Here is a 22,053-nt window from a genome sequence, read left to right as displayed (position 1 = left end):
TTTAATATTTTTTTAGTGGAGATGAAAATATGATCGTAATTAGCGCTTGTTTAGGTGGTATCGCTTGTCGGTATGATGGAAATGACAATCTCGTTTCAAAAATAGAGGAACTCCTGCAAAAAGAAGATACAGTCCTCATTTGTCCTGAAGTATTAGGTGGATTGCCAACGCCTCGTCCCTCAGCTGAAATTATTGGCGGGAATGGCGATGACGTTTTGGATGGAAAAGCGAAAGTGATGACAAAAGATGGTGAAGATGTCACGGAATCTTTCGTGAGCGGTGCTTATAAAGCGCTAGAACAAATCAAAAATTTACACCCAGAATATATTATTTTGAAAGAACGTAGTCCATCTTGTGGTAGTTCTACCATTTACACGGGAGAATTTAACGGGAATAAACAAACTGGTTACGGGGTAACAACTGCTTTATTTAAAAGACACGGATTTACAGTCATTTCAGAAGATGATTTTGAAAATATAAAAAGGAATTGACCCTGTTCGTCAATTCCTTTTTTCTTTCTTATTTTGCACCTAATTTTTCTTTCACTTTCGCAGGAAGCTCGTCTTTCTTTACTTCTTCCCAAGCCGAAACACCTTTTTTATCTGAATGATATACGCGTAGGAATGCATCTTTACGTAAGTTTTTTTGAGCTGTGAATTCTAATTCTTTTTCTTTTCCATCTTTATCGAATCCTTTTAATTTATACTCAAAATATTTGTATGGCTCTCCGCTATCAGATTTCTCATTTTTTTCAATTCCATCAGCTGTGATTTGAACATAGTACTGATCTTTCCCCATACGGTTAATATCACAACCAACTAACAGGCTTGCGAATACAACTAAAATACTAAACAGTGCAATATATCTTTTCATTTCCTTCACCTCATATGTTTTTTCTTATATTGTTATCTTAAAGCCCAAAGCTTAAAGAAGAAATTCAAAAACATGACATGAACATTACACTTTTGTAAGATAATAATTATTTCTTCACTTTAGAAACCGTCATCCCGTCACCAATTGGCATGAGTACAGATTCTAAATTTGGATGAGCTGCTACTACTTCATTATAAAAAGCCTTAAGGGAAATGAATGAATCATCTCCCTTAAGGCTTTTTATCCTCTATCTCTTTACTGCCAATTTTTTATGTACCGATTACCGCCAATAACGTCTTTCACGCCACTTTCGCCACTTATCATGGGCTTTATCACGTAATTTCCTTATACCGTTTATTACACCTTCTATTATGCATTCTATTATAATATCTATCACAATGTATCTTATAAATCTAAGAATAGGACCTATAATGTACTTCAATATAAATTCAAAAATATTTTCCAGCATATATCCTCTCTTTCTGCCCCTCAATTATAACTCGAAAAAAGAGAACTTTAAAAGAAGCTCAAATAACTAGCAATGAATGAATTGAACAACCTAAAGCTACTTTAGCAGTTTCGTTTTCAATATGTGAAAAGAAATTTCTAAATGATGAAGTGACTATATATTGTTTTCTAACTTTTGAGCGAAAGTTTTTTACATAAGTTTCATTTTGGACTTTTACGCCAAAAGAAAAGACCTCCTTAACGATTGCACTCCATCGCTAAAAAGGTCTTTCTCTATTTCAACTAAAAACTTAGCACTCTTCTGGCTTACCGGCATTCGTCGCTGTACGGAAAGATGATCCACATCCGCATGATGCGATTGCGTTCGGATTGTCGATTGTGAATCCGCCGCCAAGCATAGATTGTTTATAATCAATTTTTACTCCTTTAACAATCGGAGCACTTTCTTTATCGATAACAAATTCGACACCGAAAAACTCAAGAACTGTGTCGTCTTCTTTTGGTTCTACTTCAAATCCTAAGCCGTAAGAAAGACCACTACATCCGCCGCCGTGTACAGCAAGGCGCACGTACTTCTCTCCATCTTCAGCATCTTTTAACATATCTTTAATTTGAAAAGCTGCTTGTTCTGTAACTTCAATCATGAAATACACCATCCTTTCTGTTCTCGTTCTATTATACATCTTTACGCTTCTATCTTGTACTCATACACTCCGCGGCAAATTACTTCTGCTGGTCCTTTCATTAACACGTTGCCTTCTTCTGTCCATGCAATCATTAAATCGCCGCCAGCTAAATGAACTGTAATTTCCTTACCACGTTCCATTTTTCCATTTAAAATAGAGGCTACAACTGCAGCACACGCCCCTGTTCCGCAAGCTTGTGTTACACCAGATCCACGTTCCCAAACGCGGAAGTTCATCTCTTCCTCATTCAAAATCTCAATGAATTCAACATTTACTCGTTCTGGGAACATTTCATGTGTCTCAAGAACTGGTCCAAGTGTTGTAAGAGGTGCTTGTTCTACATCATCAACAAAAATAACTGCATGCGGATTTCCCATTGAAACAGCTGTAAATGCATAACGATGGTTATTGTATAAGAAGTTTTCACGAATAAATGGTGTTTCACCTTCACCAAGCATCGGTATTTCTGCACGGGTTAAACGAGGTGCTCCCATATCGATTTTCGCTAATGTAACTTTCCCTTCTTCTACCGTTACTTCCGCCGTTACAATGCCAGCTAACGTTTCAATTGTGAAAACTGTATCTTCTACTAGTTTATGCTCATACGCATATTTCGCTACGCAGCGTAAACCGTTACCACAGCTCTTTCCTTCTGATCCATCATTATTAAACATGCGCATTTTCACCGGCGCTACGTCAGATGGACAAATTAAAATCATTCCATCTGCTCCAATACCAGTATTAATATTTGAAACCTTTTCCGCCACAAGAGCTAAATCTTCTTCAGGAATTTGTTCTTCAAACATATTTACATATATATAACTATTGCCAAGACCATGCATTTTTGTAAAAGAAAATTGGCTCATTTGTATTCACTCCAAAAATAATTTGTTATGTTAAGTATAAAATGCACGCTTTTAGAACACAATATGAATGTCCCCCGTTTCTCATATTTGACAACATTTGGCGATGAGCCAGTCTTGCGCAAATTGTGTAAGAAAAAAGCCCTTCTAAAAGGGCCTTTTTTTATTTATATACAATATTATCTCCCTGCAAAAGAAGATTTTATCTCATAAGAAAAAGGTGCTGCCGATTGCAACACCTTAAAACATTGGATTTTCATCCAAATACTCATATACATTATTAACAAGTTCTTCTACTGTAGCACCTTGTACTACTTCACCATTTACAAGTGCAAACGGTCCTTCAAAACAAATGCCACAATATCCTAAACAACCATACTCCATTACATCTAAATTCGGATCTTTTTCTAATTTCTCTAAAGCTGCTTGTGAACCACTTGCAAGGTTACCTACACAAAATTCAATTAATGGTTTAATCAAAATTCTCCCCCCTGTACTACAAAACAAATTACTTTCTGACTTCATCTATAAGAAAAAAACTAAGCTGTTTCTTGTTGTTTTCATTACACCTTCTAAACTATTTAGTTACTTCATTATTTCACTTCAAAATAGATGATTCCTTCTATATAACATGCTATTTACGATGAAATGGTAACTAAATAATGCAGATCGTTTACTCTACTTTTCTTCTTATTGTACAACAGAGTATTCATTCATGCATTGTTATTTGTTCACAAATTCGATATAATTTGATTGAGTAAAGTCAAAATATTTTATTAATATAAAATTTTATGATTAGGGGATATTTCAACAGAAAAGGGGTAATCCATCATGAAACACCTCGTAATATTAGGTGGCGGCTACGGTGGAATGAGAATTCTGCAACGGCTACTTCCAAGCAACCAACTTCCGGATGATGTACAAGTGACATTAATCGACAAAGTACCATATCATTGCTTCAAAACTGAATATTATGCATTAGTTGCGGGTACTATTTCAGAAACGCATATTCGTATACCGTTTCCTGAACACCCACGCCTCAATATTCAATACGGTACAGTAACAAATATTGATCTTAAAGAAAAAGCTGTTCATCTCGATGGCGGCGAAGCAATTCAATATGATGATTTAATTATTGGACTTGGCTGTGAGGATAAATATCATAACGTTCCTGGGGCGAAGGAATATACACATAGCCTACAATCGATTGAACAAACACGTAAGACATATGAACAATTAAATAGTCTAGAACCAAATGCAACAGTAGCAGTCGTTGGTGCTGGATTAAGTGGCGTTGAGGTCGCAAGTGAACTTCGCGAAAGTCGTTCTGATTTAAAAATCTACTTATTTGATCGAAAAGATAGAATTCTATTCCCATATCCAGAGAAATTAAGTAGATATGTAGAAGAATGGTTCGTAAAACATAAAGTTACTATTATACGAAACTCTAACATTACAAAAGTAGAGCCAAATATTGTGTACAACCACGATGAACCACTTGAATGTGATGCAATCGTCTGGACAGCTGGTATTCAAGCAAATGAAGTTGTTCGAAACCTTCCAGTTGAACAAGATGGTGGCGGACGGGTTGTTTTAACAAAATATCACAATATTCCAAATAACGAGCACGTATATGTTGTAGGAGATTGTGCAGCACTTCCACACGCACCATCTGCACAACTTGCTGAAGGTCAAGGGGAACAAATTGTCCAAATATTATTAAAACGTTGGAATAATGAACCACTTCCTGACGAACTACCTGTCATTAAATTAAAAGGTGTTCTCGGCTCTCTTGGTAAGAAGCATGGCTTTGGTTTGCTAGCAAACCAACCATTAATGGGACGTGTACCAAGGTTACTAAAATCCGGTATCCTCTGGATGTACAAATATCATAACGGTTAATACTTTACAGGCTGTCTCCTAATTAGGCAGCCTCTCTTATTCGTTAAAATATAATTATCAGACACATCTTTCTCAATATGAATCATGATTTATTTTTCATTTTCATATTAAAAACTACCAATAAACAGTGTATGCTATTGATAAGTTGTTTTATTTCCTTTAAGGCCGAATTCATTCGGTCTTATTTTTTGTGTTGTAAATACTTTTACAGGAGGCATTTCATTTCACTTATGAACGTAACGAAACTAAATGATCGCATAGAAGCGAAGAAGAAAGAATTGATCTATCTCGTTGAAAAGTACGGATTCACTCATCATAAAGTAATTTCTTTCAGCCAAGAATTAGATCGTTTACTTAACTTATTAATAGAAATCAAGACGAAGAAAAAACGTTGCTCTTTATAACCGTTACCTTCTCTTTTTTGATACGATAGAACTAGAATCAGAAAGGAGCCATCTATGTTTATATTAAAAGACGTTACATATAAAGATATACTGCACATTCCTTATTTACAGATTCAAAAAGAAAAAATCACATGTATTATCGGCGAGAGTGGGAGCGGAAAAAGCACATTGCTCCGTATGTTAAATGATCTACAATCTCCAACATCTGGAACAATTGAATATAACGGAAAATTGATTTCTGGCTATCCCCCTATTCAATTACGACGTGACGTAGTCATGCTTGGGCAAACGCCACCTATTTTCGATGGAACCATTAAAAACAATCTATTAATGGGACTTCGTCTTTCTGAAAAACCATTTCCAAATGATGCTGCCTTGCGAAGTGCATTAACGACTGTTAGCTTGGAAAAAAAATTAGAAGACAACGCTGATTCATTATCAGGTGGCGAAAAACAACGACTTGCTTTTGCACGTATCGTACTTATGGATCCACCTGTCTATTTATTAGATGAACCAACTTCGGCGTTAGATAGCGATACAGAACGACGCGTTATGAAGCAATTCACTATGCTAGCAAAAGAAAAGAAAAAAACAGTCATCTTCATCACACACTCACAACAGCTTCCAGAAGAAATTGCAGACGATATTATTGAGATTAGTAAAGCAAACGGTGCAACTAGAAAGGAAGTGCTCTCAGTTGAAGGGCGTGATTGAACTCCAAATTTGGCAACTTGCCGCTGCATATATTTTCATTCTTATTTTAATCGGGCTCGTGAAATTAAAAGGGATACCTCGCGAAAAACAAATCGCGCTCGCAACGTTCCGTATGACGATTCAGCTCGTACTCGTTGCATATGTCCTTACATACGTATTTGAAAACAGTAATCCATTTTATACAATTGCTCTTATTACTTCTATTACTACCTTTGCAATTTTTAATATTTATAAACGAGTTAATATCCCAATGTCTAAAGAATTAAAACGAGTAGCCGCCCTTTCCATGGTAGCCGGATCAATTGGGCCACTTCTACTATTTATCTTTGTTATTATCGGACATGATCCGTGGTACGCCCCGCAATATATCGTTCCGATTACCGGAATGTTAGTTGGGAATGCGATGACAGGTGTTTCTCTCGGTGCAAATACGTTCTTAAACAATATGAAATCGCAAAGAGGTCAAATTGAAGGAGCACTTATGCTCGGTGCAACACCGAAAGAGGCCGCTGCCCCGCTCATACGCGACGCTTTTGACTCCGCTATTTTACCAACGATCAATTCTATGGTCGGAATGGGAATTATAAGCTTACCAGGCATGATGACAGGACAAATCTTATCTGGTGTATCACCATTTACAGCCATTCAATATCAAATCGCAATTATACTCGGTATTTCAGGAAGTACCGCTTTTGCTGTTATTATCTTTTTACAGCTTGGCTATAAAACATTCTTTAATAAGAGGTGTCAGTTGAAGGATATTGACTATGGTGGACGGTAATCTGGCTTTTTGCTCGGTAAATGATGCACCTTTCTCGGTGAGTGAAATTATATCGACGATTTTTCGAATATATCTATCATAACTCAAAATATATCAACGATTTTTGAAATATATCGACGATTCGACAAGGAATATCGACTTACCGACAAAAAATGACATAATAAAAAGAGGAGGCCTATACGCCTCCTCTTTTTATTTACTTACGCCTTCTTAACAAATTGTGATTTTAACTTCATAGCTCCGAAACCGTCGATTTTGCAATCAATATCGTGATCGCCATCAACTAGACGGATACTCTTTACTTTCGTACCGATCTTCACAACTGAAGAAGTTCCTTTTACTTTTAAATCTTTAATGACAGTAACAGCATCGCCGTCTTGAAGAACGTTTCCGTTCGCATCTTTTACAACTTTTGCACCATCATTATTTTCAGCTTCTGCTTCTTGGCCCCACTCATGAGCACATTCTGGACATACGAAAAGAACGCCATCCTCTCATACGTATATTCTGAATTACATTTTGGACAATTTGGTAAAGTAGCCATAAATTTATTTCCTCCGTTCATTATTTATACGTAAAAATCAAAATTGATGTTTACATCTCGATAAATAAAATTTGTATAGCATTTCTATATAGTGCCATAGTCTCACGTTATTGACAAGCCTACCTCAAATTCTCATTTTTTATTGTATTTTACAAAATTTCAATTCGTATGGTGTTTCCAAGTAAAAAAGAAGAACCTTCACAAGATTCCCCTTTTCAAAATGAACGAGTTCTCACTAGAACCCCCAACCATTTTCTTCAATGTAAAATTGATATTCTTCTAACTCTTCTTCACTTAACTTCTTATTATTTTCATGTACTTCTTGCCATTCAAAATAGTCTTCACTAAAATAAACAGCAAATTTAATTTTCACGTTCTTCTTCTCTGCATAATCATAACCAGTAAATTCTACTACATCATAATCTTGTTCTTTCTTCACAAACTTCCAAGTTGGATTATCCGTCATAATCTCTAAAGTCACACCTTCACTACTTGAACGAACGACATTTTTAATATTTGGCTCAGTTGGTAAAAGTGAGAGTCCGAACATAGCTCCACCAAACACGATTCCAACTATAACCTGGAAACCAACCATACCAGCAAAACTAGCGCCACCCTTTGATTGTAAGTAATACGCCTTCTCATGATCTGGCATATCTTCTCCCTTATGTAATACACGAACAGCATGCTTATAATATAAACGGTTTCCTTGCCATCCAGTAAATATCATCGTTCCTAACTGAAGAACTAAACTACATGTTAAATAAATCCCATCTGGAATATCTATAAAAGGAGTTACAATGATACTAGGTACCGCTAATAACGTAAGTATAATAAACAACTTATACATTTTACGATAAGCTAACCAAAAAGTTGGGAAGAAAAAGGCTACCCAATTCCACGTATTCCCTTGCGCTGGATTTTCTACTTTGCCCCACTTAAAGTCATAATAAGCTGTATTCTTTTGAACAACTTTATGCAACTCTTGCGGAGAAATTTTTTCTTGTAAAACAGTTTCCTTCACGTACATCATCCTTTTCTCATATCTACATACGTGTATTTTATAGAAATAAAAAGAAGGAATCTAACAAAAAGGACATATATTTCATAAAAATGAACAGAAATCGAATATATTCCTACAATTTACCGTTTATTATTCCATTTTACTTTTAAATATATTAGAATACTTATGAATGATATCTTTAATACACTAAGTTAATTATTTTATATATTCACTAAAAAGGATGCATCAAAATCATTTTATATATCTTTTTTAGTGAATATATACTACTATTTTAAAACAAACATCTCGATTTAAGAGAACTCACAAATTAGCTTTCTACTATTTCAAACATATTTCCACTTACGCAACTAATGAATAATGCATTATTAACTTCCTCAATTGATACAATAAAATCTATTGCTACAACATTTTTAGGCAGTTTAATTATATCTTTTACCTCGCCACATGCAGCATCAAGTATTATCAATTCTAAATTTGAAGTTGCAATATAAATTTCTCGATCTTTATATAACAGAACCTCTGTAATATCATGTAGAGTCGTATTGTTCCAAATCACTTTACCTGTTTGAATATTAATACCACAAATTCTTCCTTCTCCTAAGGACAATACCATCATCTCTCCGATAAGAAATGGAGGCAATTCAATTTCAGACGGCATATTTACTTCATATAATTTTTGACTATTCTTATGATCATAACATTGTATTTGTCTACTTATATCTTCATATCCATACTCTGTTCTTGTTAATATTATTTTTGATTCATCTGACGCAATGTGAGAATACAAGGCCTCATCAAGAGCTTTTTCAAAAATTAAGTTACACCCCTCTTTTCCGTATTCCCACTTTTGTAATACCTCCATTGCTACACATATAAAATGTTCATTAGTTAAAGCAACTGGTTCATTTGGATTACATTCTTCAATTGTTTGTTTCCATCGTGTAGAAGCGTCTAATAATTGAATGGCAATTGTAGCGTTACTATATACATCCATTTCCCCATCTTCATCAGAAGGATTCCCTGCTAATACATAGTAACCTGGGCCCAGATGGCACTGCAATTTTTCTCCTCCGACTCGAACATTCTTTTCCCATACTTTTACTCCACTTTCAAGCTCTAATAAAACATTGTAGCCTTCCTGTGTAATAACTAATAAACGTGGTAATTCTTCCCTCGTAGTTTTTATTTCTTGTATGACATGCCCTTCTATTTCTAAATCCCATAGAAGCTCTCCACAACTTGAAGAAATTACGGACAATTTCGTAATACTTTCTCCAAATTTATTTGCATGCCAAATAATTATGACATCATTCACAGTTATGCAATTACAATCTTCTACTAGTGGAATATGACACTGCCAAATCTCTTCTTTCGTTTCACTATCGAGTTTACGAATTTTGTGGTTATTTTCCTCTACATAAAAGATACTCTTCTCATCATGAGATAGTACCGGAGTAAATATCGGTTCAACCTCTATCCCCTTTAAATAATTCCAGTTTAATTCATACTTACCACTTGTAGAATGATATGTTCGGTACATAATTGCGTTATTTCCATTTACAAGCTCAGAAAGAAATGGCTCAATTTCTAAAATTCTATGATACGTATCTTTTATTCGGAAAGAATCAACTCCACTTATGTAAATCTGCTCTATCTCCTTTTTAAGAAACGAAAAGATTACTCGTAAAAATTGCTCGCTATCAACACTAGCTAACTTTTTTCCTCTCTAATTAATAATAAGAAAGTCCCCATCCTTCTTCTTAAACTCTACCTTTTTTTCATATCCATCTAAAAAAATCACAGCACCATCATCTTTAAAACATTCACCCCATGCGTCAAACAACTGACAAATCGGGTCGACTATGTCTGTTTTTTCTTGCAACACAATACTCTCATCTATACTAATTACTATTTCTCCGGTATTTTCTGTCGGCAGTTTATTTAGTTCGATTTGAAACTTTTTCATTATTTCCTCCCTCTATTGCTCGTTATTCAAACTAACTATAATATATGACATAAGATTCTTAAAACTATTATTTGAGGTGATCCAATATGAAGACTACAATTTGGACAGAAGATGATTATTTAAAACTAGCACCTATTAACGACGAACTAATCAAAAAAGCAGAAGAAATACTGAACGTAAAGCTTCCAGAATCGTACATAAACCTTCTAAAAGAACAAAATGGAGGAACGCTTCGCCTTGATGCTCATCCTACTTCAGAGCCGAATTCTTGGGCAGACGATCACGTTAATGTTTCTGGCTTATATGGCATTTCTTTTGATGAAAATGAATCTAGTATTTTAGAGAGCCGTTATTTCATTCAGGAATGGGAAATGCCTGAGAATCTCGTACTTTTATCGGGGGACGGGCATACGTGGATTGCATTAGACTATCGAAATGTAGCTGAAAATCCTCCAGTTATATTTATTGATAATGAAGTTGAGCAAATAATTGAATTAGCACCTAACTTTGAAAGTTTCTTACAAAACTTAACTACATATGAATATGACGAAGAGTAAGCCTTATTCTAAAGCGGTACAAAATTCCATTGCCAGTTTACATGCTGCTTTAAAACCGCTTGGATTTAAGAAAAAAAGACATACATTTTGCAAAGCTGAAAACGGATTTTATAAACTCATTAACATACAAAAAAGTCAATTTGGAGATGACTTCTATATACATATAGGAGTTCATCCTATCGGTCTCCCGCAGCTTATCACGGACCAATTACTAATTAAAGAAAACATCTCAATATTCGATTGCATTCTGCGAACGAGAATAGAGCCTATACATATGAAACAGAACCAGTTATTACATAATGTTTCACATGAAACTATCGACATTCTGAATTATCTTTCTACTATTTTCGACTGGTTTCAAGTGTGGGCATCTTATGAGAATTTAGTAAAAACAAATATACATTCCGTTACTCCGGTACTAGCCGTCGTTCCAATATTACAGGAAAAAGCGTTTTTGCTTCTTACTTGTTTCTCTTTCTACAATTTAAAACAGTACGAGCAAGCTAATCACTACTTACAGCAATATTTGCAATGTGCTGTACATCTGAATACCGAGGAAAAAGAGCCCGTATTCTTTCACGAAGTTGACATGTATATGAAAAAACTAGTAGAAAACGCAATGTGATTTCATATTGTGCTTTCTACTAGTGCTTTATCACACTTTTATATCCTTCTCCTACAACGCCCAAGTAATATTCATTTCTTCAAACGACTCTTTACTAACTTTCAATCCTTCACTATCATCCATTCCGATCATTGCTACTTCTTCTTTAGACAACATAATTTCTTCGTTTGGATTTTTGATTTTTCTCTCATATACAAGTTGTACAAGCTCTATTTGTTCCTCTGTCAGCTCATACTCTTCTTCTAGTCTTTCCATTGCTGATTCTGTATCAAGTAATGGAATTTCTAATAAGAATCCGCCGTGCTCTTCCATCTCTTCAAATGAATCAATTGAATACGCACCGCTATCCTCAATCCAAAATGCAGTTGTAATAAAAGGAACTGTTTCACCTTCTACTTCTTCTAATACATATTGAAGTGCTTCTTCTTTCGCAATATCTATTACTTCCGAAGGTGCCCCTTCAAAATAACTTTTCGCATCAATCCACTCATCAATTCTCTCACTATTCACATCTTGAAGACATACAATCGTATAATCCGGATGAAACGTAATTGTCCCTCTTCCACCTTGACTATCTTGCATACTATAGTTACATCCATCCCATGAACTTTCATGCGAGAAATCAGGAGCATGTGCTACAAAGATTGCATTTGCAATTGAATTTAAGATGCAGCCTTTCCATAATTGTTCTCTATCTATATGTAATTTATATTTACTCATCGTCTTCCTCCACACACATATTTTTTCTATTATCTTTCCTCTACATAATACGAAAGACGCCCTTTCAAAAAGGCGTCTTTTTTACAGTTGAAAATTTACTAATATAAAAAATACATTGTTTAATACATGAATTCCAATTGGAACGAGTAAATTCTTCGTTTTCTTATATGTGTAGGCTAAACATATCCCTATACCCAAAATATATAAAACACTCCCTACTGTAAGGGGATGACCTAAAGTAAATATGAAAGCACTTATAACGGCACTACTAAGTGTAGAGAAACGCTGAGATAATTTCATAAAAAGCATACCTCGGAATACAAGCTCTTCCCAAATCGGTGCGAAAATCGTGAGTACAACTACATATACAATGATTTCACTTTTAGTAGGTTCTATTACTAGATTAGTTTCATCCACACGAAGCCCATGTGGTAAAACTAAATTTAATACCGCAAGATATATAAGCAGTACGATCATCGTCATTATTATTGTTACATAATGTTTTGAGTTGTTGAATTGTATTGATTTTAGTAAATGCACACAGTAATTTCTTGCCGGTGCATACATTACAATAATCATACAAAACGTGAAGGGTGAAATGAGATGATTTACATACCACGGATATAATGAGAATTCATATAAAAAGTTCAAATAACCAATTCCATACATTACCCCAAAAATAATTACTATCATACTGATTACTTCGAGCATACTCATTTGTACATTCTTTTCTTTATATGTAACTAATTCCGTGTCCACTATATCCCCTCCAGTATAATTAAACCTTTTCAACCATTATATACCAAATTAAACGTAAAAAAAGACAATACATTCAACTGTATTGTCCATTTTCTTCCCTACCATTTCTCTCTGCATGTTTCAATTAAATGCAGTAAGTACCTCTTCGTCATATCTGCCCTTCTCCACCTTGAGAGCATTCGCTTTTCTTTTGGATTCTGCCGTATTCTTGCTACTTCTTTTAATAAAATCTCCCATTCTTCCCCTGAACGTTCTGACAAGTATTGCAATCCTCTATCTTTTGAAACGATTGTTTTATGATCTAGAGTATATAAAATGCGGCCCATCGTAACGACAGCTGATTCTACCCACTCTTCTATAAAAAATAAATATGGCTGCTTCGCTTTTTCACTCCAGTATCGTTCTACGTTGTATTTCATCGTATTGACTACATCATCCCACCCTATTTGAAACGAAAGGTCTTCCGCTTCTTTCCCGATAACTGTAATACCTTGATTTTTCAATGTCCACCATGTGACCGCATTAATATCCCAATGACCTACATTCGCTTTACCATCTGCACAATACACGTACTCATTCATTTCATCATTGTATTTCCCTAAATCAGCAAGCGGAATATACATGCCATCCATTCTTTTACCTAACGTACTATTACTAAGTTTCTTATGAAGTTCTACAAGTTGCTGTTTTTCAGCTTCATTGACAGAATCATTTATTACCGTAACAAAATCAACATCGCTCGTTTCTACATGAAATGCACCGAGTGCGATGGAGCCATAAATATATACCCCGACTATTTTTTCATCTAAAAAAATTTCTTTTAACCCTACTATGTACTGCTCCATCAACTGCTCTACTTCTTTCGGTAACGCATACTTTACTACATTCTCCACATCTATCCCTCCAATAAAAAAAGCCTTTGCAAATTTGCAAAGACTTCCTGCTTTATAAATATTTCTCGATTTCTTCGTAAACATCCTTCAAACGAGGATTTCCTTCTCCAACAATTTCTCCATTTACAAGAACGACCGGATAAAATAAATCTTCCTCCACTACGCGCTCTGCGAATGCTTTTTTATCTTCATCTTCTTGTTCTTCTTGAAAATCAATATACTCGAAATTAAATTTATTTTCTTGTCCTTCATATTTACGACCAATCGCCGCTTGTAACCACTCAAACGTTTCTGTTGAAGATGGCATTCCAACGCAGCTCGCACAAATTACTTTCGTCCCATACACTTGCACATTAACCATTTCTTCTCCCCCACTTCTTGTTCTAACAATATATTCAGATACCTTATTACATAAGCACATCATTTTACAAACTGATTCCATACCCCTATACTGAAAAAACACGTTGTAAACATGATAAAAAATTTCGGCAATAAAACAAGAACAGAAAAAATAGATTTTCCCCTCTATCTTGATTATAATAAAACTGATGAAAGGAGTCGATAAAAATGGAAAACCCACATATGCAAGAACAAGTACTAGAAGTATTAGATAAATTACGTCCATTCTTACTTCGCGATGGCGGAGACGTTGAATTAGTAGACATTGAAGAAGGTATCGTAAAATTACGCCTTATGGGTGCATGCGGAAGCTGCCCAAGTTCTACAATCACACTAAAAGCTGGTATCGAACGCGCATTACTTGAAGAAGTACCAGGCGTTATTGAAGTAGAACAAGTATTTTAATTAAAAGCGAAATGGCCGACTGTTCTAGCCGCTGGAGCTGGATATAATCTAAAAGCGGAAGCGGCTCGTTCAAAATGTGAGGGGGATGGATCTTCTGACATAGAGGCGCTTTTTGCCTCGGCGGAAGAAGCGAAGCCACCGAACATTTTAGCCGCTGGAGCTAGATATTAATCTAAAAGCGGAAGCGGCTCGTTCAAAGCCACTTGCTAAAAGGAGACCAAATTTGGTCTCCTTTTTTTATACAAATCACATTTATCCGTTAACATCATAAAACAAAATTGGAAATCCTTCTCAAAAAATGCGATAATTGATACTATATAGTGAATCGTTCACACATATAAAGTAAAAAACATAGGGGGACGACACATGCCAAAAATGGGGAACACGTTTTTAACAATTCAAGAACTAGAAAAGAAAAAAGAGTATTTATTAGACCTTTCATCCGTTATACCAACATGGAATGCGAGCTATCAATTTTTATTTAAAGAAATCCAGCAAGAATTATTGAGTAAAGTAAATGAAAAAATTGAACAACATCAATTCATTTTAAATATATGTGCAGATCAACAAGTAGGGGCATAATGTATTACATACAATTGTGGTATATAAAAAAGAGACCTCAATCGGTCTCTTTTTTATATTTTTAAGACAGCCAATCTAATTTTCTAATCCCAAGCTTATCAACTGGTAAACGGAGTGAGCCATAAAAATGCTTCATAAATTGCTCAGAGCGGTTCACATCGTGTAGAATGGCTTCTAAGCGATCTCTATATATGCTTTTTTGTTCTTCGTTTCCAGTTTGGTAATATCGTTCGACTGTTTCAAAATAGTGAAGTGGGAACAGCAGTCTTGCAAATAATAGGCGCCACCCAAATGAGGATAGCGAATAATTCCGTTCATAATCTGTAACAAATTGAACGATTGTTTGCTCCCAGTCTTTCTTTTTTTCAATCATCATATAGCGGATTAATTCTGCTATATCTCGAGTCGGGTGATCATACACCCAGTCAAAAGGAAGTTTGAGACGCTTCGTTTGATGCCATAATAAAGGTGTGAATCGTTCTTGGCAAATTGTTGCTGCATCCGTTAGTTGCGGTGTGTCATCCATTTCTGTATCAACAACATATTGAATGGCATTTTCCGCAACTCCTAAGTAATACGGGAAGGATTCAATAAACAATTGATCGAATACGTCTGTAGGGTGGTTCATCACTTGTGATTGCCAAAACTTTTCTAACTGATCGAGCCTTTTTTCCCATAACGCTTTCCATTCGCCAATGCGGCTTAATTGCTCAATTTCTTCTGGAAAGAATGCACCTCGTTTATGGAATATAGAAAGCTCACTTCCTAATGACGTAGCATGTCGTTCTAACGCGCGCATACCTTTTAATAAGCAGTAATTTTGTTCTTCTATCTCACTTACATAGTAGCCGTGTATAGTCGGAACGAAAGTCGCTACAGTTATATCCCCTTGCTGGTTCATATAGTCACTGAGCTTTTTCATCTCTACAAGTACTTCTTCCTCCATTTCTCCAATTGGAACAAGTACATAAATTTTGTTGCGAATCCAAAAGCTTTTATAGGGGCCAAGGGGGATTAATTCTTTAACATGCATATGATAATGCTCATAAATATGATGAATCATCGCAGTCGCCACCTATGGTTTTTCTTTATATATATGAGCTTGTGCTCGCCTTTCATTCCTATGCACATGATAAAGCAACGAAACGTATACAAATACTAAAAAGAAAAAAAGGTGATAAACATGAAAGAATCAAATCAACTACAAGAAAGAGCATTACAACTATTACAAGAACGCGGTGTAACAATTGACGATATTGCTGAACTTGTTCATTTTCTTCAAAAAAAATATCATCCAAATTTAGAGATTTCAGAATGCCGTTATAACGTTGAGCGTGTATTATCAAAACGTGAAGTACAAAACGCACTGATTACAGGTATCGAACTCGATGTTCTCGCTGAAAAAGGAATGTTAAGTGAGCCGTTACAAGATATCGTAAAACGTGATGAAGGCTTATACGGAATTGATGAAGTGATCGCACTTTCTATCGTTAATGTGTACGGCTCTATCGGTTTCACAAACTTTGGATATATCGATAAATTAAAACCTGGTATTTTAGAATACTTAAATGATAAATCAACTGGAAAGGTGCATACATTCCTTGATGATATCGTTGGCGGAATCGCTGCCGCTGCTTCAAGCCGTTTAGCGCACAGAGCTGAGCATTCGGAATAATAAAATATGAAAGACCGTCAGTTTCATACTGACGGTCTTTCGTATTCCATAAGCATAAATTCTTTTCCGCGACTCAAAAAAATAGGACCTTGCTGAAAACCTATGTTTTTATATAGCGTAATCGCTCTTGTATTAAATGTCGCTACGCTAAGTCGAAACGTTTTCGGCCTAAATTCTTTAACAGCAAAGGCTATGCCAGCTTGAAAAAACATTTTTCCCAGCCCTTTCCCCGTTAACGCTGGCTTCATGCCAAGTCCGATATCCATTACATCTTCTCCACCATATAAATGAGCATCTCGTCCCCCTGGCACTTGTGCATTTTCTCCAAAACAAAAATAGCCGATAAACTCCCCATTATCGTCACAGCAGCCATAATACGTCCCATCTAATAATTCTTCTATTACTTCTTCCTCGCCTGAAAAGCTATATAAATTATAGTGTTCTTCGTACGTCCACGTATTTATCTCATTTGCTTCTTCTATCGTTAACTTATGTATATCCACCTTTCTCTTCCCCCTATTATATTTCTACTAACAATATTCGATACTCATCTTATAATTCATCTTTCTCAATATGTTTTTTTAATTTCTCGCTTTATTTTTATGGAAGATTTTTCTTATTATGTTACGATTAAACAGAATCATTTGAAATAAGGTGGTGACAATTTGAATTATTTTTCTTATCTCTCCTTAGAAGAACGTCAAAATTTTTTCTATAAAGAACCTCTTAGTTTTTCAAAAAATATAGAGAAAGAGCAATTAGCGTACGCATTAGGTGCTACACTATATACTCCTGGCACGAAAGAAACGATCGCGGAAGATATAATTAGAAAAAAACATGTGGAAGCTACCTCGATTATTTTTTGTCTAGAAGACTCTATCAGCGATAAGGAAGTAAAGTTTGCAGAGCAAAATATCGTCTTTCAAATACAGCAAATCGCCAACTTGGTCAGTGCTAACATACTAAATCAAGCAGACATCCCCCTTCTTTTTATTAGAGTTCGACAGCCAAGTCAAATGAGGATAATTGTTACTGAATTAGGTAGTGCGGTTCATTGCTTATGTGGTTTTGTCTTGCCAAAATTCACACCCGTTAATGGAAAGTCTTATATCGATGAGCTTGCCTATATAAACAAGCTATATTCATTATCCCTTTATGGAATGCCGATTTTAGAATCACCAGAAATTATGTATAGAGAAACACGTGTAGAATCATTGTTACAAATAAAAGATCTACTAGATTCCTATCGTGATTACATCTTAAATGTACGCATTGGTGCTACTGATTTTTCAAGCATATTTGGTATTCGGCGTAATAAATACACCCCTATCTATCATATTACTGTTGTTCGTGATTGTATTTCCGACATTATTAATATTTTCTCCAGAGCAACAAATGGATATGTTATTTCAGGATGTGTATGGGAATATTTTTCTAATGATTACGAAGAAGGGCTCATTCAAGAGGTATCGCTTGACCATGCAAATGGATTAATCGGAAAGACAGTCATTCACCCATCTCATATTAAAGTTGTACAAGCAATGCACATTGTTACAATAGAAGATTATTTAGACGCAAGGTCAATTTTACAACATGCAAATACGTATAACGGAGTGCTAAAAAGCAGTTTTGCTAACAAAATGAATGAAGTAAAGCCCCATTATAACTGGGCTCGCAAAACCATTTTAAAATCTAATATTTACGGGGTGCTACATGAAAACAAACAATTCACCGATCTCCTTATTACAAACGCAAAACAACACGTATAACGTTTTGAATAATATAAAGGTTCATGTAGAAGTACGTGATAATCCATATAACTTAGAATTAGACAATCTTTTTCAAATGGCTGCGAGGATCAATAAAAAGCGGAGTTTTTTATTTGTAAGTACAATTCTTGGAAAGCATCTTCCTATTAAACCTATAGTCTCTCTAGCAAGTGGATTTGCTCTCGCTGCAAGATATATGGAAATACTACATAATACTTTTCATCCATTTCAAAAAGAAATTTTAAATCTTATTTCATTAGAAGTTGATAAAATTCCAGAAGAAGTATTTCGTTATCAATATCCCTTACAAGAAGAAGTGTTATTTATTGGATTCGCTGAAACAGCAACAGCACTTGGCCATTCTATGTTTCAATGCTTTCAAAATGCAAAGTATGTACATACAACTAGGGAATCGATACCCAATCTCGAATCTGTCATTACATTTGAGGAAGAACATTCCCATGCAACCTCACACCGTTGTTATGTAGATAAAAGCTTTTTTCAAAACAACAATCCAATTGTTCTCGTAGATGATGAGATGACAACTGGGAAAACCGCACTAAATATTATCAGGTCTATTCAACAGCAATTTCCACGAGAAGAGTATACCATCGCTTCGTTATTAGACTGGCGTTCTAATACTAATAGAAGACAATTTAAACAACTAGAAGAAGAACTTCAAATAAAAATTCATGTTATTTCTTTATTAGAAGGCCGCATTCACACAACTGGCCAGCCATTGAATATTACAAAAACAGATACTCATATTGAAAAAACAAAACCTTATTTCAAAAAACATACGATTATTTGTCCGTCATTATCCTATACATCAAATTATATAAAATATACTGGACGCTTTGGCATTTCATCATATGAACAAAAGCACATTCATTCTTTTGCTCAAGAAGCAGGAAAAATGTTACAAAGAAAAAGAATTGGAAAACGAACACTCTGCCTCGGAACGGGTGAGTTTATGTATATTCCAATGAAAATTGCTGCTGAAATGGGTGAAAATATTTTATATCAATCTACAACACGAAGCCCTATCCATCCTGTTTCAAATGATGTGAACTACGCCATTCATAATCATTTCTCGTATCCAAATCCCGAAGATTCTACTATTACAAATTACTTTTATAATATTTCACCCCATGAATACGATGAAGTATTTGTATTTATGGAACGTGATGTAGGAGAAGAAGCCTTATCGCCTCTTCTACATCAGTTACAAACAGTTATTCCTTGTATTCATATCGTCTCATTTTCAAATAGCATAGAAAAGGAAGGTTGATAATTATGGTAAAGGTAAATTCCCATATTAGTAGTTACGATCCAAATGATGCTATTTTTCTATTAAAAGATATTAGCGATTTAATGAAAGAAAGTTCCACAGAAACGAGAGAACAAGCCATTCAAGCTGGCATACATTATTCTGAAATGTTACCAACGGAATATAAACCATCTAAAGCATATATGGATTTATTCTTTTCTTCCCTGCAACATTACAAACACAAACTAGCCATCGCTGTCGGAGTTGTCGCTGAACAAATTATACAGACTAAAGGAACGAATCTCGTCCTCGTCTCATTAGCGCGTGCTGGTACACCTATTGGTATTCTTATAAAACGCTACATACGCTATCAATATAACCTTGATGTACCTCACTATTGTATTTCTATTGTTCGTGGACGCGGCATCGATGAAAATGCACTTCACTATATTTTAGAACATCATCCTAAAGAAACAATTCAATTCATTGATGGCTGGACTGGAAAGGGTGCAATAAAAAAGGAATTGGAACAGGCAGTACATACATTTAACGAGAGAAATAATACACTCCTTTCTCATTGTATGGCTGTACTTGCTGATCCCGGTTACTGTACTTCAATTTACGGTACACGCGAAGATTTTCTTATCCCTAGTGCTTGCTTAAATGCGACCGTCTCTGGACTAATTAGCCGCACTGTACTAAATGACACCTATATTGGCCCAAATGATTTTCATGGTGTTAAATATTATAAAGAGCTAGAACAAGAAGATTTATCAAATTTCTTTATCGATGAGATAACAGATTTATTCCCTTCTGTTCATTCTCATATAGATAATCAATTACATTATATTGCTTCAACATACACCGATCCATCTTGGCAAGGATTAAAAGATATACAATCTATCCAAACTCACTTTGAAATTGATGATATTAATCTAATTAAACCAGGAGTCGGTGAAACAACTCGCGTATTACTCCGGAGAATACCGTGGAAAATTTTAATACGAAAGCAAGACACTCCTGATTTAAGGCATATTTTACTTCTCGCTAAAGAAAAGAATGTCCCTGTTGAAATATATGAGAATATGACTTATTCATGTTGCGGACTCATTAAGCCTCTTAGGGGGAATACGATATGATTTTCGCCAGTGATCTTGATCAGACACTTATTTATTCCCGTAAATCATTTCGTGCTCATATAGAAGATAATTCAATTCAGCTCATTGAAACTTTAGATGGAAAAGAAATTTCTTTCATAACACATAAAACCATTTCACTACTAATAAAATTGCAACTGCATTCATATTTTATCCCAGTTACAACAAGAACGATTGAACAATTTCAACGTATTACTTTATTCCAAAATGAAATCATTCCTAAATATGCCATTACAAGTAACGGCGGTAATATCCTTCATAACGGTAAGCAAGATGTTACTTGGAACAAAGAAATAAAAAAAAGAATTTCAGTAGAATGTATAGAGAGGAACGATATACTAAAGGAATTTGAACAAATCGCTCATAAAGATTGGGTTATATCACAAAAAACGGCTGATGATTTATTCCACTATTGCATCATTAAACGAGAGAACATTCCTTATGATGAATTATCATCCTTCACTTCCTGGTTAGACAAACAGGGCTGGAATCATTCACTTCAAGGTAGGAAACTATACTTTGTACCAAAACCAATTAACAAATGGGACGCCGTGCAATATATACAAGAAATACTACAAATGGATACTATTATTACAGCTGGGGATTCTTTACTTGATTTATGCATGCTTGAAAAGGCGAACTATGCCTTCGCACCACTTCATGGTGAATTAGGGGCAACATATAATCATTTACAACCCCATATTGTAAAAACAGATGCAATCGGCATATATGCCGCAGAAGAAATCGTAAGTAAATCACTTCAAATCATTCATAGTTCATTACCTACCTCATAATTAAAATATGCACAATTGCATACGCGCACCTATGAAACAAATGGTACAATGTATTCGAATCGCTGTTGCTACACTTCTTGATCAAAGAAAAGGCGTTAAAACGGATATTAGCGCCTTATCAAACTCAAGCAATTGGCACATTTTGTCATCTTGAAAGACACTCGAAAGAGTGTCTTTTTTTCTATACCTTACAAGGACTTACTCATTTCAAAGCATAAACACA

General features: G+C 35.1%; 27 protein-coding genes and 2 pseudogenes. 14 read left to right on the top strand and 15 right to left on the bottom strand.

Annotated elements, in window-relative coordinates; genetic code table 11:
- The first annotated feature begins 29 nt into the window (after positions 1-29).
- Positions 30-491, top strand: coding sequence for a 2-thiouracil desulfurase family protein (locus QCI73_RS02835; RefSeq protein ID WP_353822473.1), 462 nt, complete (start codon positions 30-32; stop codon positions 489-491).
- Positions 492-519: 28 nt separating this feature from the next.
- On the opposite strand, the gene QCI73_RS02830 is transcribed toward QCI73_RS02835, so the two are convergent.
- The 6 genes from QCI73_RS02830 to QCI73_RS02805 all read right to left on the bottom strand — a co-directional run bounded on the left by QCI73_RS02830 (position 520) and on the right by QCI73_RS02805 (position 3,370).
- A complete protein-coding gene (locus QCI73_RS02830; protein WP_000833137.1) occupies positions 520-873 on the bottom strand; it encodes a YxeA family protein in 354 nt (117 codons plus the stop codon).
- Positions 874-979: 106 nt separating this feature from the next.
- Positions 980-1,087, bottom strand: a complete 108-nt coding sequence (locus QCI73_RS02825; protein WP_353824087.1) for a methyltransferase — start codon at positions 1,085-1,087, stop codon at positions 980-982.
- Between the two features lie 66 nt (positions 1,088-1,153).
- Complete coding sequence (locus QCI73_RS02820; RefSeq protein WP_353822472.1) at positions 1,154-1,342, bottom strand: hypothetical protein; 189 nt, start codon at positions 1,340-1,342, stop codon at positions 1,154-1,156.
- Positions 1,343-1,631: 289 nt separating this feature from the next.
- Positions 1,632-1,985 carry a HesB/IscA family protein gene (locus QCI73_RS02815; RefSeq protein ID WP_000573822.1) on the bottom strand — a complete coding sequence of 118 codons (354 nt, stop codon included), beginning with the start codon at positions 1,983-1,985 and terminating at the stop codon, positions 1,632-1,634.
- Between the two features lie 41 nt (positions 1,986-2,026).
- Positions 2,027-2,893, bottom strand: coding sequence for a diaminopimelate epimerase (gene dapF, locus QCI73_RS02810; RefSeq protein ID WP_000077386.1), 867 nt, complete (start codon positions 2,891-2,893; stop codon positions 2,027-2,029).
- 237 nt (positions 2,894-3,130) lie between these two features.
- Positions 3,131-3,370 (bottom strand): YuzB family protein, encoded by a 240-nt coding sequence (locus QCI73_RS02805; RefSeq protein WP_000595026.1) that lies wholly within the window; start codon positions 3,368-3,370, stop codon positions 3,131-3,133.
- A 351-nt stretch (positions 3,371-3,721) separates the two neighbouring features.
- Here QCI73_RS02805 and QCI73_RS02800 point away from each other — a divergent pair, with 351 nt between their 5' ends.
- The 4 genes from QCI73_RS02800 to QCI73_RS02785 all read left to right on the top strand — a co-directional run bounded on the left by QCI73_RS02800 (position 3,722) and on the right by QCI73_RS02785 (position 6,691).
- Entirely contained in the window at positions 3,722-4,792 is a 1,071-nt protein-coding gene (locus QCI73_RS02800; RefSeq protein WP_327922664.1) for an NAD(P)/FAD-dependent oxidoreductase, read from the top strand.
- 230 nt (positions 4,793-5,022) lie between these two features.
- Positions 5,023-5,196 carry an aspartyl-phosphate phosphatase Spo0E family protein gene (locus QCI73_RS02795; RefSeq protein WP_001103328.1) on the top strand — a complete coding sequence of 58 codons (174 nt, stop codon included), beginning with the start codon at positions 5,023-5,025 and terminating at the stop codon, positions 5,194-5,196.
- A 54-nt stretch (positions 5,197-5,250) separates the two neighbouring features.
- Positions 5,251-5,910: an ABC transporter ATP-binding protein gene (locus tag QCI73_RS02790; protein ID WP_353822471.1), complete on the top strand. Its 660-nt coding sequence runs from the start codon at positions 5,251-5,253 to the stop codon at positions 5,908-5,910.
- Positions 5,894-6,691 (top strand): ABC transporter permease, encoded by a 798-nt coding sequence (locus QCI73_RS02785; protein WP_000679250.1) that lies wholly within the window; start codon positions 5,894-5,896, stop codon positions 6,689-6,691. Before QCI73_RS02790 ends, QCI73_RS02785 begins: the two co-directional genes overlap by 17 nt.
- Before the next feature lie 200 nt (positions 6,692-6,891).
- Here the strand turns inward: QCI73_RS02785 and phnA are convergent.
- The 3 genes and pseudogenes from phnA to QCI73_RS02770 form a co-directional block, all read right to left on the bottom strand.
- Positions 6,892-7,235, bottom strand: a pseudogene (gene phnA, locus QCI73_RS02780) (alkylphosphonate utilization operon protein PhnA).
- 235 nt (positions 7,236-7,470) lie between these two features.
- Entirely contained in the window at positions 7,471-8,265 is a 795-nt protein-coding gene (locus QCI73_RS02775) for a DUF2628 domain-containing protein (RefSeq protein ID WP_070807080.1), read from the bottom strand.
- 301 nt (positions 8,266-8,566) lie between these two features.
- Positions 8,567-10,225 (bottom strand): annotated as a pseudogene (locus QCI73_RS02770) (outer membrane protein assembly factor BamB family protein).
- A gap of 86 nt (positions 10,226-10,311) precedes the next feature.
- Between QCI73_RS02770 and QCI73_RS02765 the strand changes: the two are divergent.
- Both QCI73_RS02765 and QCI73_RS02760 read left to right on the top strand, forming a co-directional pair.
- Entirely contained in the window at positions 10,312-10,782 is a 471-nt protein-coding gene (locus QCI73_RS02765; RefSeq protein ID WP_353822470.1) for an SMI1/KNR4 family protein, read from the top strand.
- A complete protein-coding gene (locus QCI73_RS02760; protein ID WP_353824086.1) occupies positions 10,769-11,407 on the top strand; it encodes a DUF4304 domain-containing protein in 639 nt (212 codons plus the stop codon). Before QCI73_RS02765 ends, QCI73_RS02760 begins: the two co-directional genes overlap by 14 nt.
- Positions 11,408-11,458: 51 nt before the next feature.
- Here the strand turns inward: QCI73_RS02760 and QCI73_RS02755 are convergent, their stop codons facing one another.
- From QCI73_RS02755 to QCI73_RS02740, 4 genes are all read right to left on the bottom strand, one after another.
- Positions 11,459-12,127 (bottom strand): hypothetical protein, encoded by a 669-nt coding sequence (locus tag QCI73_RS02755; protein ID WP_353822469.1) that lies wholly within the window; start codon positions 12,125-12,127, stop codon positions 11,459-11,461.
- Between the two features lie 81 nt (positions 12,128-12,208).
- Positions 12,209-12,886 (bottom strand): CPBP family intramembrane glutamic endopeptidase, encoded by a 678-nt coding sequence (locus QCI73_RS02750; RefSeq protein ID WP_353822468.1) that lies wholly within the window; start codon positions 12,884-12,886, stop codon positions 12,209-12,211.
- Between the two features lie 98 nt (positions 12,887-12,984).
- Positions 12,985-13,779 (bottom strand): nucleotidyltransferase domain-containing protein, encoded by a 795-nt coding sequence (locus QCI73_RS02745; RefSeq protein ID WP_353822467.1) that lies wholly within the window; start codon positions 13,777-13,779, stop codon positions 12,985-12,987.
- Positions 13,780-13,831: 52 nt separating this feature from the next.
- On the bottom strand, positions 13,832-14,140 hold the full coding sequence (locus tag QCI73_RS02740; RefSeq protein WP_000248590.1) for a YuzD family protein: 309 nt from the start codon (positions 14,138-14,140) through the stop codon (positions 13,832-13,834).
- A 206-nt stretch (positions 14,141-14,346) separates the two neighbouring features.
- On the opposite strand from QCI73_RS02740, the gene QCI73_RS02735 reads away from it, so the two are divergent.
- Entirely contained in the window at positions 14,347-14,583 is a 237-nt protein-coding gene (locus QCI73_RS02735; RefSeq protein ID WP_000431159.1) for a NifU family protein, read from the top strand.
- A gap of 366 nt (positions 14,584-14,949) precedes the next feature.
- On the top strand, positions 14,950-15,165 hold the full coding sequence (locus tag QCI73_RS02730) for a hypothetical protein (protein WP_001125488.1): 216 nt from the start codon (positions 14,950-14,952) through the stop codon (positions 15,163-15,165).
- Positions 15,166-15,226: 61 nt separating this feature from the next.
- On the opposite strand, the gene yutH is transcribed toward QCI73_RS02730, so the two are convergent.
- The gene (gene yutH, locus QCI73_RS02725) at positions 15,227-16,228 is read right to left on the bottom strand and encodes a spore coat putative kinase YutH (RefSeq protein WP_000581272.1); all 1,002 of its coding nucleotides are present in this window, start codon (positions 16,226-16,228) and stop codon (positions 15,227-15,229) included.
- 120 nt (positions 16,229-16,348) lie between these two features.
- Here yutH and QCI73_RS02720 point away from each other — a divergent pair, with 120 nt between their 5' ends.
- Positions 16,349-16,840 (top strand): phosphatidylglycerophosphatase A family protein, encoded by a 492-nt coding sequence (locus tag QCI73_RS02720; protein ID WP_353822465.1) that lies wholly within the window; start codon positions 16,349-16,351, stop codon positions 16,838-16,840.
- 23 nt (positions 16,841-16,863) lie between these two features.
- Here QCI73_RS02720 and QCI73_RS02715 read toward each other — a convergent pair whose 3' ends face one another.
- On the bottom strand, positions 16,864-17,343 hold the full coding sequence (locus QCI73_RS02715; RefSeq protein WP_353822464.1) for a GNAT family N-acetyltransferase: 480 nt from the start codon (positions 17,341-17,343) through the stop codon (positions 16,864-16,866).
- A gap of 162 nt (positions 17,344-17,505) precedes the next feature.
- Between QCI73_RS02715 and QCI73_RS02710 the strand changes: the two genes are divergently transcribed.
- Genes QCI73_RS02710 through QCI73_RS02695 form a run of 4 tightly spaced genes read left to right on the top strand, consistent with a single transcriptional unit; the run spans position 17,506 to position 21,830 of the window.
- On the top strand, positions 17,506-18,609 hold the full coding sequence (locus QCI73_RS02710) for an HpcH/HpaI aldolase/citrate lyase family protein (protein WP_353822463.1): 1,104 nt from the start codon (positions 17,506-17,508) through the stop codon (positions 18,607-18,609).
- The gene (locus QCI73_RS02705) at positions 18,554-19,900 is read left to right on the top strand and encodes a phosphoribosyltransferase family protein (protein ID WP_353822462.1); all 1,347 of its coding nucleotides are present in this window, start codon (positions 18,554-18,556) and stop codon (positions 19,898-19,900) included. The genes QCI73_RS02710 and QCI73_RS02705 overlap by 56 nt, the downstream gene beginning before the upstream one ends.
- Before the next feature lie 5 nt (positions 19,901-19,905).
- Entirely contained in the window at positions 19,906-21,018 is a 1,113-nt protein-coding gene (locus QCI73_RS02700; protein WP_353822461.1) for a cysteine protease StiP family protein, read from the top strand.
- On the top strand, positions 21,015-21,830 hold the full coding sequence (locus QCI73_RS02695; RefSeq protein ID WP_087954989.1) for an HAD family hydrolase: 816 nt from the start codon (positions 21,015-21,017) through the stop codon (positions 21,828-21,830). Before QCI73_RS02700 ends, QCI73_RS02695 begins: the two co-directional genes overlap by 4 nt.
- Positions 21,831-22,053 lie beyond the last annotated feature (223 nt).

The sequence above is a fragment of the Bacillus cereus group sp. MG16 genome (genome assembly GCF_040459875.1).
In the GTDB taxonomy this organism is placed as follows: Bacteria; Bacillota; Bacilli; order Bacillales; family Bacillaceae_G; genus Bacillus_A; species Bacillus_A paranthracis.
This window is presented reverse-complemented; position numbering and strand designations above follow the sequence as displayed.

Excerpts from the sequence above, each read along its gene's own strand:
- QCI73_RS02835 (WP_353822473.1), top strand. The coding sequence starts at position 30 with ATGATCGTAATTAGCGCTTGTTTAGGTGGTATCGCTTGTCGGTATGAT.
- QCI73_RS02830 (WP_000833137.1), bottom strand. The coding sequence starts at position 873 with ATGAAAAGATATATTGCACTGTTTAGTATTTTAGTTGTATTCGCAAGC.
- QCI73_RS02820 (WP_353822472.1), bottom strand. The coding sequence starts at position 1,342 with ATGCTGGAAAATATTTTTGAATTTATATTGAAGTACATTATAGGTCCT.
- QCI73_RS02815 (WP_000573822.1), bottom strand. The coding sequence starts at position 1,985 with ATGATTGAAGTTACAGAACAAGCAGCTTTTCAAATTAAAGATATGTTA.
- dapF (WP_000077386.1), bottom strand. The coding sequence starts at position 2,893 with ATGAGCCAATTTTCTTTTACAAAAATGCATGGTCTTGGCAATAGTTAT.
- QCI73_RS02800 (WP_327922664.1), top strand. The coding sequence starts at position 3,722 with ATGAAACACCTCGTAATATTAGGTGGCGGCTACGGTGGAATGAGAATT.
- QCI73_RS02795 (WP_001103328.1), top strand. The coding sequence starts at position 5,023 with ATGAACGTAACGAAACTAAATGATCGCATAGAAGCGAAGAAGAAAGAA.
- QCI73_RS02790 (WP_353822471.1), top strand. The coding sequence starts at position 5,251 with ATGTTTATATTAAAAGACGTTACATATAAAGATATACTGCACATTCCT.
- QCI73_RS02775 (WP_070807080.1), bottom strand. The coding sequence starts at position 8,265 with ATGTACGTGAAGGAAACTGTTTTACAAGAAAAAATTTCTCCGCAAGAG.
- QCI73_RS02765 (WP_353822470.1), top strand. The coding sequence starts at position 10,312 with ATGAAGACTACAATTTGGACAGAAGATGATTATTTAAAACTAGCACCT.
- QCI73_RS02760 (WP_353824086.1), top strand. The coding sequence starts at position 10,769 with ATGACGAAGAGTAAGCCTTATTCTAAAGCGGTACAAAATTCCATTGCC.
- QCI73_RS02755 (WP_353822469.1), bottom strand. The coding sequence starts at position 12,127 with ATGAGTAAATATAAATTACATATAGATAGAGAACAATTATGGAAAGGC.
- QCI73_RS02740 (WP_000248590.1), bottom strand. The coding sequence starts at position 14,140 with ATGGTTAATGTGCAAGTGTATGGGACGAAAGTAATTTGTGCGAGCTGC.
- QCI73_RS02735 (WP_000431159.1), top strand. The coding sequence starts at position 14,347 with ATGGAAAACCCACATATGCAAGAACAAGTACTAGAAGTATTAGATAAA.
- QCI73_RS02730 (WP_001125488.1), top strand. The coding sequence starts at position 14,950 with ATGCCAAAAATGGGGAACACGTTTTTAACAATTCAAGAACTAGAAAAG.
- yutH (WP_000581272.1), bottom strand. The coding sequence starts at position 16,228 with ATGATTCATCATATTTATGAGCATTATCATATGCATGTTAAAGAATTA.
- QCI73_RS02720 (WP_353822465.1), top strand. The coding sequence starts at position 16,349 with ATGAAAGAATCAAATCAACTACAAGAAAGAGCATTACAACTATTACAA.
- QCI73_RS02705 (WP_353822462.1), top strand. The coding sequence starts at position 18,554 with ATGAAAACAAACAATTCACCGATCTCCTTATTACAAACGCAAAACAAC.
- QCI73_RS02700 (WP_353822461.1), top strand. The coding sequence starts at position 19,906 with ATGGTAAAGGTAAATTCCCATATTAGTAGTTACGATCCAAATGATGCT.
- QCI73_RS02695 (WP_087954989.1), top strand. The coding sequence starts at position 21,015 with ATGATTTTCGCCAGTGATCTTGATCAGACACTTATTTATTCCCGTAAA.